This is a genomic window from Colwellia sp. MB3u-55 (genome assembly GCF_014076785.1).
GTDB lineage: Bacteria > Pseudomonadota > Gammaproteobacteria > Enterobacterales > Alteromonadaceae > Colwellia_A.
Map to the genome: position 1 here is coordinate 219,049 of NZ_JACGUS010000116.1, position 13,333 is coordinate 232,381.

Sequence of the window (13,333 nt, forward strand, 5' to 3'; positions counted from 1 at the left end):
TTAGTCCAAAATTTTTAAGGTTTGAGTAAATACTCAGAGAGCGTATTTGAGTGCGCGTACTTTCGCATAATTGTTAAATTAGCGCAACTTGCTATGAATTTTTAACCCATTTGTCGCAATAGCTTGGCTTAATGCTAAAACAGGCTTGCCATTGGGTAGTGTTAGCTTAGGTGATAACTCTGCAAGTGGTAACAAGACAAATTCACGAAGCTCTAAACCATAATGAGGCACGATTAAGCGTTCGTGGTTAATGGTTTCATTATCGTATAAAAGCACATCTAAATCGAGAATACGTGCTCCCCAGCGATTATCTTTTCGAACACGACCAGCATTATTTTCGATGGCTTGTAATTCGTTAAGTAAATCTAAAGGATTGAGGTCAGTTGTTAATGAGGCAACAGCATTCATATAGTCGGGTTGGTCTTGTGGTCCCATCGGGCGACTAAAATACAGTGAAGAAACACCGTCGAGTGTGGTGTTTTTTATTTGTGCTAAGGACGCAACTGCAAGTTTTATTTGTTTTTGTGGATCAGACAAGTTACTGCCTAATCCTACATAGACTAACGCCATTAATCAGTACTGTTCGATTTGTCTTCGCGAACAACCCGACGTTTTCTAGGGCTTCTACGGCTGGTAGTTCGTGATTGGGCAATACTTTTTATCATCAATTCTTGCGTATTGTGGTCATTCACTTGAAAGTCAGTCCACCACTTTGCTAACTCTTCTAATGCTGGATTTTCAGGTGTTGCTTCTATTTGGGCTCTCAGTAAAAGAAAATCATAACCCGCACGGAATTTCTGATGTTCTAGCGCCTTATAAGCACGTTTACCATCTCTACGACTTAGCTTATCTTGCAGGATCCATATATCTTTCATTACGGCTTGAAAACGTTTAGGGATACCTATACTGCGCTGTTGTTCAGACATTATTTCGCTTAAAGCAGCAAAAAATACATCTTGGGGTGACAGCTGTGGTTGTGCACTACGTAAACGTTCAACATGACTTTGCAGTGGATACCAAAGCATTGCGGCAAATAAGAATGCTGGGGTGACGCGTTGTTCATTATTAATACGGCTATCGGTATTTTCCAGGGCTTGAACGATAAAACGTTCAATATGCGGATGATTGCCTTTACTTAGCATTTGGTCAGTTGCTGGGGAAAAATAGCGAAATAAATCATACTTTCTTAACTGCTGAAAAGTAAGTTGCGCTTTGCCAGCAATAAATAACTTTAAAAATTCTTCGAACATTCTTGCCGGAGGTATGTTTGCCATTAAAGGAGCTAATTCAGCAATTGGCGCTTCTGTTTCTGGGCTAATGGTCATATCTAGCTTAGTGGCAAATCTAATTGCACGTAGCATACGAACCGGATCTTCACGATATCGTGTTTCAGGATCACCAATCAAACGGATTAATTTAGCGTTAATGTCGCCAATACCGTTAGCAAAATCATGTACTTTAAAATCTTTTGCACTGTAGTAAAGTGCGTTAATGGTAAAGTCACGACGTTCAGCGTCTTCTTCGATAGAACCATAAATATTATCACGCAGTAACATGCCGTCTTCACTTTGTTTTGAAGTCTTTTGGCAACTTTGCTCTTTCTCTGGCGCATTTTCATGGTGGCCACGGAATGTTGCTACTTCAATAATTTCACGGCCAAAAACAATATGAGCTAACCGGAAGCGGCGGCCTATTAATCGACAATTGCGAAATAAATCTTTAATTTGTTCAGGAGTCGCATTAGTCGCTATATCAAAGTCTTTTGGCTCTAAACCCAATAATAAATCACGTACACCACCACCGACTAAATAGGCGTCATAGCCACCACTATTTAAGCGGTAAAGCACTTTTAAAGCGTTGTTGCTCATTTTCTTACGAGAAACATTATGCTGGTCGCGTGTTAAAACAGTAGAGCCTGTGGTCGGCTGAATTTTAGTTGAGCTTTTAGCCATTTTTTTAGAGGCTTTGCCCAATACTCTTTTACACAAGTTGATAACACTTTTGATAATACTGGCCTTGATTGGATAATGTGGGAAGTTGAAACATCTTGTAATGCTACGTTTCACTTTTTTATTGGCTACAATAATATATCACGGGGCAATAAAAGAGAATATAAAACGTTTGAAAATTCAACAAACACCCGTTTTACTTGAATATTACTGACAAAATGCTATTTCTTGCTGCTTAGGGATCGCATCTGTAGACCAGTTTTCGATCGCCCACTCTATGATTTGCAAGGCTGAGTAAGCATAAAGATCTTTAGGTGGATGTTGTCCAAGAAAATTAAGGGCTGCGATTAAGGAAGGGGTTGGGTTGTTATTATCAATGGCAGGGGCTTTGTTTTGTTTACTGAGTTTAAAACCAGTTGCATCAACGGCTAATGGAATATGGCCAAACTGTGGCGCTTGATAATCCAGTTGTTGATAAAAACTTAACTGCCTTACCGTTGGGTCAAGTAAATCACAGCCTCGAATAACATGGCTAATATTTTGATAAATATCATCGACTACAACAGCAAGTTGATAAGCAAATAGCCCATCTTTTCTGGCTAAAATAAAGTCTTCTTTGGCAAGCTGTTGCGGACAAAAATAATCACCTTGTATTAAATCATGATAGTGATAAATACCGTGGAGATTACGTAATCGCGTAGCACTATTTGTTTGCGGATGATTTTTATTTCTGCACTGACCTTGATAAATCCCGCCCTGAGCTTTGATTTCAGCGCGTGTACATTGGCAGTGGTAGGTGAGTTTTTGTTCTGCTAATTTTTTTAAAACGTCTCTATATAAATCGCTTTGCTGACTTTGATATAAAACAGGTTCGTCCCAGTGGAGTCCATAAGCATCGAGTGTTGTTAAAATTGCAGCACTGGCGCCGAGCATTTCACGGGGTGGGTCTATATCTTCAATACGAACTAACCATAAACCTTGCTGATTTTTTGCATGTAAATAGCTGGCGAGTGCGGCGATTAAAGAACCAAAATGAAGGAAACCCGAAGGGGATGGAGCAAAACGGCCACGATATTGAGTCGTAGATTTACTCAAATATTGTGGCCGCGTAATATTAATTTTGTCGTGATTCATATAATGAATACGTTAACGTAATATCATTTAATCAAGCAACTAACCTGCTAATTGGCGTTCTTTAATCTCAGCAAGTGTTTTACATTCAATACATAAATCAGCAGTTGGGCGCGCTTCTAAACGACGAATGCCAATTTCAATACCACATGAATCACAGAAGCCAAATTCATCTTCTTCAATCAATTGTAATGTTTTTTCAATTTTTTTAATGAGTTTACGTTCACGATCTCGTGTGCGTAGCTCTAAACTGAACTCTTCTTCTTGAGCTGCTCGGTCAACCGGATCAGGGAAGTTTGCTGCTTCGTCTTGCATATGCATAACTGTGCGGTCAACTTCTTCGCGAAGCTGCACTCGCCAAGCATCAAGAATTTTCTTGAAATGCTCTAATTGAGCAGCGTTCATGTACTCTTCGTTGGCTTTCTCTGCGTACGGCGATACGCCCGCTAATGCTAAAATACCTAGTACTTTTTTGGCTGGCATGCTTATTCTCCTAAATGCTACATCGACCTACATGGCGAAGTTGTTGCTCTTTCATTAAAAGCTACACCCGTGGTTGCAATTGCCAATAATAAATAGACCTGAAATACCCAGTCTATATTGCGTTGCACGAATCATAATTCAAGGCTTTCGTTACAATTAACTTAAAAAATAATTATTTTTCTTTTAAATCAAACGGTTGTGGGTTCGTTCGGAAAAGTGGAAATATTTTTGTATACTATTTTTTAACAATTTATTTTTGAGCAAGCTTTTTTAACAATTTTTGTTAGGGTGAGTCAATGTATTTAACTCTTTTTTTTGGTTAATCCGTTACATTTTCCGCTAATTTTACCGGCAAGACGTCGACCAAAGTCATTTGAATGTTGCTAATATCTTGCTTAAAGCTTACTTTGTAAGCAATAACCTCAACACCCTGCTCCTTAGCCTGTGATAGAAGTTCTGCATATTTAGCGTCAATATGCTGTGCGGCCATAACGCTTTCAATCCCACTATGAAGTACAGCAAATAACAAAATAGCTCGATGACCTTGTTGTTTCATTTGCATGAGTTCACGTAAATGCTTCTGGCCACGAAGCGTGACTGCATCAGGAAAGTAGCCTTGCTTACTTATAGAGCCATCACCTAGCAGAGTAACACTTTTAACTTCTATATAAGTTAACACATCGTTTTCGTCAGTAAGTAAGAAGTCGATTTTACTATTTTCATCACCGTATTTTACTTCTCGTTTTAACGTTTTATAGTTGTGCAGTTCATTAATTGTTCTATTAGTCAGTGCTTCTTCAACTAATTGGTTGGCACGTAGGGTATTTACACATATAAAATGATCATTTTGTGTTTGGGTGATTTCCCAACTGTAGGGATATTTACGTTTTTTATTATCTGAAGTACTATACCAGACAGTATCTTTTTCTGTCGCACAACCGGTCATAGCACCTGTATTGGCGACATGAAGTGTTGTTTCAGTGCCATCTTCTAATATGATATCTGCAAGGAAACGTTTATAACGTTTGATTAAAATCGCTTTTTTAAGATTTATGTTCATTGGAAAAATAAATGATAAGTTTTATTAATGTTACGTTATGTACTGACAAACCGCTAACTTTTGTTAGTGGTACTTAATTGGCCAACAATACTCGCTAGAATTATTGCAAAGTTAGCTGTTTTGATAAAATATTTCTTAGATGTTTTGGTGCTGTCGTTAAAAAGTACAACAAGAAAATCACAATATTATACCGTTAAATAATCCATTTTCCTTGCTGAACGCACTTGTCTAAAGCTGAGGTTTGGCTAGGTTTACATTAATTAAATAACTACTTTTTAAAAAATATCGGCTTTGCTTGATGATAAGTATAAACTAAGTCGTATTAATTTATGATCTTTAGGATAGTTTATGACCCAAGTAACAAATATTCATTTATCAAAGCAAAGTAGTAGTAATAATTGGCAAAGTGACAACCTTGTTCAGTATGTTGATAACGAACTTCATATCTGTTTGAAAGATTCAAGTGGTAGCCCCTTAAGACAGATTCAAAAAGCAGCACGTAGCATTGAGAAACTTGGCGTTAAGCATGCACGTTTATCTGGTGATAACTGGCAAGCTAATACTCAATGGAGTTTTGCACTCGGTTTTACTTGTGTCGGAAAATTAACTAACGTTGAATTTACCGGTAGCAGCGAATGTATCAACAGTTTGAACGATAAATTAGCTGTTTTTGCTTGGAGCCGTGATTTAATTAATCAAACACCTTCTGAGCTATATCCGCTTAAATTGGCTGAGTTAGCAGCAGACTATATTAATGCTCAAGCACCTGCTTATGTCACCAGCAATATTATCTCTGGCGATGAATTGCAACAGCAAGGCTGGGTGGGCATTTATAATGTTGGTAAAGGCAGTATTAATCCGCCGTGTTTATTAGAAGTTGATTTTAACCCAACAGGCGATCCTGATGCGGCTGTATCTGCTTGTTTAGTCGGTAAAGGTATCACTTTTGACAGTGGCGGTTACAGCTTAAAGTCAAACGCAGGAATGTTTGACATGAAATGTGATATGGGCGGTGCTGCAGTGGTTGCGGGAGCTATGGCATTAGCCATTAGACAAGGTTTAAATAAACGCGTTAAGTTATTTTTATGTTGTGCTGAAAATATGGTCAGTAACGATGCTTATAAGTTGGGCGATATTTTAACTTATAAAAACGGTGTAACGATGGAAGTCGCTAACACCGACGCTGAAGGTCGAATAGTACTGGCTGACGGTTTATTAGCAGCAAGCGAAACTAAGGCGCCTCTTATTATTGACGCAGCAACACTAACAGGTGCGGCGGTAATGGCTACTGGTGGTGAATACAATGCTTTATTTACTTTAGACAACCAAGCTGCAGAGCAAGCGAAAAAAGCCGCAGAGCAAGTGAATGAGCCAATATGGCAATTTCCTTTAGCCGTTTGGCATCAAGATAAATGTCCATCTGAATTTGCAGATACGGCAAACAGTCGACCTGTACCGGGTGGCGGTGCTGGCGGTGCAAGTAATGCTGCGGGATTTTTATCTAGATTTGTCGACAATGAAGGAGCAGGTTGGTTACATTTCGATTTAGCGACGGCTTATAATGGCAGTAGCACTAGCTTGTTTAGTGCCGGAGGGACTGGCTTAGGTATTGCCACGATCGCTGAGTTAATTAAGTAATTTTTAATGTGACGTGTTAATCGATATAAAGCACAATAATGAACATTATTGTGCTTTTTTTTAGGCATTTATATATTTACATTCTTAGCGGTTATTTACCTGTTTTAGGCTGGCGAACGAAATATAACAATATGGCTTGAAACGTTTGTGATAGAGTGACCATAAGCTTGTTACCCGACCCTATTTCATAAAATTAAAATGTCTGTTTCTCCATTACCCATAGAAAACATCAAAGCGGAATTTCTTGATGCATTAAATCAGCATCAAACTCTTGTACTATCTGCTCCGCCAGGCGCGGGCAAATCAACAGGCCTACCGTTATGGCTATTAGCACTTGGCCAATTTAAAGGTAAAAAAATATACTTACTTCAACCTCGTCGTTTAGCGGCTAAAACAGTTGCTTGTTTTTTAGCGAAGCAGATAGGTCAGCCGGTCGGGAAAACAGTCGGTTATCGGTTGAAAAATGAAAGTAGGGTATCTGAAAATACTCAATTGGAGGTCATCACTGAAGGTATATTCACCCAAATTATTCAGCATGACCCTGAGCTTGAAAATTGTGCTTTAGTGATCTTTGATGAGTTTCATGAAAGGTCACTGCATGCAGATTTAGCTTTTGCATTAGCACGAGATACACAACAGGGGTTACGAGACGATTTAAAAATATTATTAATGTCAGCAACGTTAGCGACTGCTGAATTACTTAAGCAATTACCCGACGCCGTTTCTCTTGCTAGTGAAGGTCGAAGTTTCCCTATTGATGTTAGTTATTCGCCAGTAAAAAATAGCCGATTATGGCGTGAACACGCGGTTAATATTTGTAAGAATGCAATAAACTCGCACCAAGGTTCAATATTGGTTTTTTTACCCGGTATCGCTGACATTCGTTTTCTTGCTGAAAAGTTAGGTGATTTATTACCCAAGCATTTTTTATTATGTCCATTATATGGCAACTTAACGCTTGCCGAGCAACAACAGGCAATTTCGCCTACCGAGCAAGGGCTTCATAAAATTGTTCTAGCAACTAATATTGCAGAAACGAGTTTAACGATTGAAGGAATTGATTTAGTTATAGACTGTGGTTTAGAAAAAGTCGCCATCTACGACCGGCTAACGCTGACAAATCAGTTACAGCAGCGTAATATTTCTAAGGCCTCTGCAATACAGCGTATGGGACGTGCGGGTCGAATGATGGCAGGTAAATGTATTCGACTTTACAGCGACGAAGATTTTCAGCGCAGGAACGAACAAAGTGCCAGTGAAATTCAACAAGCTGACTTACTTCCTATGATTATAGAGGTTGCACGCTGGGGTGTTAAGCAATTTAACGAACTACCTCTAATAGAACTTCCGACAAAACTACTCGAAACTCAAGCATGGCAAGAATTACAAAAGCTGCAGATACTTGACGATAAAAGAAACTTAACCCCACTTGGCAAAAATGTTGCTGGTTTTGCTTGTCATCCACGTTTTGCTAAAATGATTGTGAGAGCCTCAGCATTAGAAAAAAAACATCACTACTTAGGATTAACAAACCTCGCCGCATTGTTAGCGTCATTGCTTGAAGACCGAGATATATTTCGTGGTGAACGTGCATTTACCGATTGTGACTTACGTCACCGTTTGAGTGAGTTAATTCAGCAATCAACCAGCAAAAAATATCAGTCATTTTTCCTACAAACAAAAAAACACTTACAAAGAATTAATGAAGTTTCAGTATCGAATTTATCAAGCTTACCACTGGAATTAACCGGATTATTACTTGCTTTAGCTTATCCCGAGCGTATTGCTAAACAACGGGCACAATACGGCCATTTTTTAGCTGAAAATGGTAAAGGTCTTATGATCAATGAGCAAGATGCGCTGGCGAGTGAAGATTATATTGTGGCTGCTAACTTAGCTGAATACCAACAAAAATTACAAGTAAGACTTGCTGCACCGGTTGATATTAAACAGCTTATTAATTTGGGAATTATCGCTGAAAAACAAATAAAACAACTTAATTACGATTCGAAAACCCAACGTATAAGTGCGAAGCAGCAAACAGTATTTGGTGCTATTGTCTTGTCAGAAAAACCCAGTAATGAACAAATAAGTGATGAAGCACTAGCTACTTTATGGCAACAACAAATTGAGCAAAATGGTCTGTCCTATCTTCATTGGCGCGAAGCTGATCAAAAATTACTCAGTCGTTGGCGTTGGGTTAATCAAACTCAGCCGCATTTAAATTTTCCTAATGTTGAGGAAAGTGATTTATTACAACACTTAGCGTTATGGTTAGTCCCTTTTATTGGTGCGATTAAAAATAAAAACCAGCTAGATAAAGTAAATTTATCATCGGCATTACTATCATTACTTGATTATAACCAGCAAAAAACCTTCGCTCGTATTGCCCCTGAGTATTTTGTTGGCCCAACAGGAAGACGTTGCCCAATTCGATATAGTGTCGAGCAAGCGCCAATTGTTTCAATGCCTATGCAAGAGCTTTATGGCGTGAGTGTTACCCCTAAGGTTGGCGATGATCAACATAACAGCGATGTTTCCTTGATTATTGAGCTGCTATCGCCGGCAAAGAGACCTATTCAAGTGACGCGAGATCTCATTGCTTTTTGGCAAGGAAGCTACAAGGAGGTACAAAAAGAGATGAAAGCAAAATACCCTAAGCACTTTTGGCCGAATGATCCCGCTAATGCAAAGGCGACTAACCGCGTTAAAAAATATATGTAATGAAGCATTAGCTTTATTAACGGATGAAAATACTATTTAAAATGACTAATAATGTGAAAAAAGAAACCAAAGAAAAGATTGCTACCAGAGCCTCTCGGGTAAGTTGGTGCTGGCGTACTGCTTTGAAATTGTTCATTACCTTTATATTTTTATTTAGCTTTTATGCGGTTTACCTCGACAGTAAAGTGAAAGATAAATTTGAGGGGCAACGGTGGAACATTCCCGTGCAAGTTTATGGCAAAGTTGACAGTTTCAAAGTTGGCGATAATGCTTCACTTGTTCAACTAAAGCAAAATTTACTTTTGTCTGGTTATCAGAGAAAGCAACAGGCGCTCAACCCGGGTGAATTTGCTTTATCAAAGACGACGCTGATTGTTTATCGTCGCGCTTTTGATTTTGGCAACGGTAATACGCACGTAGAGCGCTTCACTATTAATATTGCCGGTAATAAAATACTTTCTTTGTTTAATGAGCAAGGAGCTATTGAAAGTTTTTCATTTGAACCTTACTCACTGGGGCGATTAGTTCCTGAAAACAAAGAAGATAGGGTGATAGTCTCACTACAAAGAGTACCAGAGCAACTTATTGATACCTTACTATTAGTTGAAGACCGTGATTTCTATTTTCATGCGGGTGTTTCCCCATTAGGAATTTTTCGAGCTTTAGTGGCTAATATTCAAGCAGGTAGAACGGTTCAGGGAGGGAGTACCTTAACACAGCAACTGGTTAAAAATATGTTTTTAACCCGTGATAAAACACTCTGGCGTAAAGTTAACGAAGCGGTTATGTCGATTATTTTGGAGCTTAGATATAGCAAAGATCAGCTACTTGAAGCCTATATAAATGAAATCTATTTAGGACAACACTACGCTAATGGTATTTATGGTTTTGGCTTAGCGGCTAAATTTTATTTTGGTCAGCCGATCCAATCTTTAACGATTGAACAAATGGCCATGCTTGTTGGGCAGGTCAAGGGGCCTAGTTATTATGATCCTTGGCGTCACCCTAAAAATGCTAAAAAGCGACGAGATCTTGTTTTACGGTTGATGTATCAAAATGAACTGATCTCACAAAAAAACTATCAAGCGGCCGTCGTATCACCTTTATCTATTCGTAAAACTCGCCGTTTAGCCAATAAAAAGTTTCCTGCTTATTTACAATTGGTCAAAAAAGAACTTTCTGAAAAGCTTTCAGCGTTCCAACAACAAGCGGGTGTTCGAGTTTTTACAGGCTTTTCAATAACAGCACAAATGAATGCAGAACAAACAATAGCTAAGCATATCCCTGAGTTAACAATATTGAACAAAGGCGAGTCCTTACAACTTGCCATGGTGGTTACCGATATCAAGTCAGGTGAAGTAAAAGCCTTAGTTGGCGATAAAAAAGCGGGTTATGCCGGCTTTAACCGAGCATTAGATGCTAAACGTCCCATCGGTTCATTAGTAAAACCCGCAATATACTTGGCCGCTCTAGAGCGTTATCAACAATATAACTTTGCAACCTTATTGAGCGACGAACCTATTGTACTTATCAGTGATGGCGGTAAAGAATGGCGTCCAAATAATTATAATGGAAAATTTGAAAACAAGGTAAGCCTACATGATGCTTTAGTTAGGTCGTTAAACGTGCCAACGGTGAATTTAGGTATGCAACTCGGCTTAGAAAATATTGCCAATATCTTTCACTTACTAGGTTATCCCGAAGATATCGTCACTCGCCCTAGTATGTTATTGGGCTCTTTAAGCTTATCACCATATGAAATTAATCAGCTTTATTTATCTATAGCCAATCAAGGATTTAAGAGTAATAGTCATGCGATTGACCGTATTATCTCGGCACAGGGCGAAACTTTATGGCAATTTGAAGCGCCAGACGAGCAGTTGTTCTCAACTCAAGCTATGTATTTACTTGACCATGCTTTATCACAAGTAACCGAAGTGGGAACGGCTAAGTCGCTTACTTGGCGTTTAGATGGGGCAGCAGTAGCAGGAAAAACAGGTACCACCAATGATCAAAGAGACAGTTGGTTTATTGGTTATGATAACGAAAACTTAGTGACGACTTGGCTAGGTCGTGACGACAACAAACCGACCAACCTAACAGGCAGTAGTGGCGCTTTAGTGCTATTTGCACAGTTTATGAATAAAAACGGTGTGGTTAACAAAAGTCGTTTAATGCCTGAAAATATTGCATTAACTAATTTTGAATCTTCCAGTGGTATCGCCGTCAGTATCGAGTGTGCTGAAATGATTAGTTATCCGGCAATAACGACAGGTCTTTTAATAGAGCCGCATTGTTTAGGAAAAAAGCTGACAGAAAAGAAGAAAAAGTTATCTTGGTTTGAACAACTTTTTACTGATTAGCATGACAGGTTTACTAATGTATCTTGTTTTTTTATCATGCATTTTCTTGCATGTTTATTATACAGATACTATTGTATAAAAAAATAGCTAGCTCATAGGATTGCTTGTTAATCATAAGGGATTGATATCACCTATAAAATTAATACGCTGGATCTGATATGAAGCATCGTTTAAGTTTTGGCTTTTATAATATATTTGCAAATAATATTATTGAAGTAACCGCTGATGAAGGCGTCGAAATGACACTTGAAATGGTTGAGGAATGCCATGAATTTGTGCATGAGAACGTAGAAGGGGATTTTGCCCTGTTAATCAACCGCATTAATAACTACACCTATACTTATGAGGCGAAACTTTCAGTCGCATCTTATGAAGGTTTAAAAGCGCTTGCCTTTGTTTGTTATTCTGAAAAAAGTGTTTTAGTGACTAAGAAACTGCAGGCAAGTCGTTCATTTGATCAATGGAGATATCCGGTATTTTCAGGTTTAGAATTAGGTTGGCAACAAGCTTATCATTGGCTTGAAAATGAATTACTGGCCGTTAAAGTAAATTAGCGTCACCGTTAATAAAAAGGGATAGCCATCGGTTATCCCTTTTTATTTTAAGGATGGTCTTGTTAAAAAATGAGTATCCTTGTGTGTCAACGGGCGTGGTTTAGTCGCTAAACCACGCTAATTTTTACATTATAGTTGAGCAAAGCACTTATCAGCAGCGGCTAACGTTAATTCAATCTCTTTATCGGTATGAGCCATAGATAAAAAGCCAGCTTCATAAGCTGAAGGTGCCAAGTAGATGCCGTTTTCTAGCATTAAGTGGAAGAAACGTCTGAACTTATCTGTATCGCAAGCGGTTGCTTGTTCAAAAGTAGTGACAGGCTCTGGTGAATCTGTAAAGAAAAAACCAAACATTGCACCAGCATAATTAATGCTTAATGACACGCCATTGCGCTCGGCTGCTGCTTTTAAACCCATAGCAAGCTTTTCAGTTGATGCACTCAGTTGCTCGTGTTTATCACCGATGCTTAATTCATTTAATGCCGCTAAACCGGCAGCCATAGCGATAGGGTTACCCGATAAGGTACCTGCGTGGTAAACAGGGCCAATAGGTGCGATATAATCCATAATCTCTTTTTTACCGCCAAACGCACCGACAGGCATACCACCACCAATAACTTTACCTAACGTCGTTAAATCAGGAACAATATTGTAATGTGCTTGAGCCCCACCTAATGCAATACGAAAGCCGGTCATTACTTCATCAAAAATCAGTACACTTTTATGTTCATCACAAACGTCACGTAGACCTTCAAGGAAACCTTCTACCGGAAGAACACAGTTCATGTTTCCAGCAACAGGTTCGACAATAATACAGGCAATTTCATCTTTATATTTAGCAAAGATTTCTCTAACTTCGTCAATATTATTAAAACTAACAGTTAATGTGTGCTTGGCAACATCAGCAGGAATACCTGGTGAATTTGGCACCCCCATGGTGAGTGCACCTGAGCCTGCTTTTACTAATAGCGAATCAGCATGACCGTGGTAGCAACCTTCAAACTTTAAGATTTTATCACGTCCAGTGTAGCCACGAGCTAACCGGATTGCGCTCATGGTAGCTTCTGTACCTGAGCTGGTCATACGAATGCGCTCCATTGACGGTACTAGTTCACGTACCTTCTCTGCCATAGTGATTTCTAGCTCGGTAGGTGCGCCAAAACTTAAGCCATGTTGAGCAGTTTCAATAACTGCTGCTAAAATAGCCGGGTGGTTATGGCCTAAAATCATTGGTCCCCAAGAACCGACATAATCAATATAAGCTTTATCATCGGCGTCATAAATATATGCACCTTCAGCGCGTTTAATAAAACAAGGCGTACCGCCAACACCATTAAATGCACGAACAGGTGAGTTTACACCACCGGGAATAATTTGTTTTGCGCTGTTAAAAAGTTGTTCTGAATGGTTCATAAATTGCCTACTTTGTTA

At 38.9% G+C, this 13,333-nt stretch carries 10 protein-coding genes; 4 read left to right on the plus strand and 6 right to left on the minus strand.

The window, feature by feature from the left end:
• Positions 1-78: 78 nt before the first annotated feature.
• From folK to sfsA, 5 genes are all read right to left on the minus strand, one after another.
• On the minus strand, positions 79-570 hold the full coding sequence (gene folK / locus H4J66_RS12965) for a 2-amino-4-hydroxy-6-hydroxymethyldihydropteridine diphosphokinase (protein ID WP_182175377.1): 492 nt from the start codon (positions 568-570) through the stop codon (positions 79-81).
• On the minus strand, positions 570-1,952 hold the full coding sequence (pcnB, locus tag H4J66_RS12970) for a polynucleotide adenylyltransferase PcnB (protein WP_182175379.1): 1,383 nt from the start codon (positions 1,950-1,952) through the stop codon (positions 570-572). The genes folK and pcnB overlap by 1 nt, the downstream gene beginning before the upstream one ends.
• A 204-nt stretch (positions 1,953-2,156) precedes the next feature.
• The gene (gluQRS, locus tag H4J66_RS12975; RefSeq protein WP_182175381.1) at positions 2,157-3,083 is read right to left on the minus strand and encodes a tRNA glutamyl-Q(34) synthetase GluQRS; all 927 of its coding nucleotides are present in this window, start codon (positions 3,081-3,083) and stop codon (positions 2,157-2,159) included.
• Between the two features lie 39 nt (positions 3,084-3,122).
• The gene (gene dksA / locus H4J66_RS12980) at positions 3,123-3,563 is read right to left on the minus strand and encodes an RNA polymerase-binding protein DksA (protein ID WP_182175389.1); all 441 of its coding nucleotides are present in this window, start codon (positions 3,561-3,563) and stop codon (positions 3,123-3,125) included.
• A 319-nt stretch (positions 3,564-3,882) separates the two neighbouring features.
• Positions 3,883-4,623 carry a DNA/RNA nuclease SfsA gene (gene sfsA, locus H4J66_RS12985; RefSeq protein WP_182175391.1) on the minus strand — a complete coding sequence of 247 codons (741 nt, stop codon included), beginning with the start codon at positions 4,621-4,623 and terminating at the stop codon, positions 3,883-3,885.
• Positions 4,624-4,971: 348 nt separating this feature from the next.
• Between sfsA and pepB the strand changes: the two genes are divergently transcribed.
• From pepB to H4J66_RS13005, 4 genes are all read left to right on the plus strand, one after another.
• Positions 4,972-6,261 carry an aminopeptidase PepB gene (gene pepB, locus H4J66_RS12990; protein ID WP_182175393.1) on the plus strand — a complete coding sequence of 430 codons (1,290 nt, stop codon included), beginning with the start codon at positions 4,972-4,974 and terminating at the stop codon, positions 6,259-6,261.
• Between the two features lie 198 nt (positions 6,262-6,459).
• Entirely contained in the window at positions 6,460-8,985 is a 2,526-nt protein-coding gene (hrpB, locus tag H4J66_RS12995) for an ATP-dependent helicase HrpB (RefSeq protein ID WP_182175395.1), read from the plus strand.
• A 53-nt stretch (positions 8,986-9,038) separates the two neighbouring features.
• On the plus strand, positions 9,039-11,348 hold the full coding sequence (gene mrcB / locus H4J66_RS13000; protein WP_310650657.1) for a penicillin-binding protein 1B: 2,310 nt from the start codon (positions 9,039-9,041) through the stop codon (positions 11,346-11,348).
• A 158-nt stretch (positions 11,349-11,506) separates the two neighbouring features.
• Positions 11,507-11,902 (plus strand): hypothetical protein, encoded by a 396-nt coding sequence (locus H4J66_RS13005; protein ID WP_182175399.1) that lies wholly within the window; start codon positions 11,507-11,509, stop codon positions 11,900-11,902.
• Positions 11,903-12,031: 129 nt separating this feature from the next.
• On the opposite strand, the gene hemL is transcribed toward H4J66_RS13005, so the two are convergent.
• On the minus strand, positions 12,032-13,315 hold the full coding sequence (gene hemL, locus H4J66_RS13010) for a glutamate-1-semialdehyde 2,1-aminomutase (protein ID WP_182175401.1): 1,284 nt from the start codon (positions 13,313-13,315) through the stop codon (positions 12,032-12,034).
• Positions 13,316-13,333 lie beyond the last annotated feature (18 nt).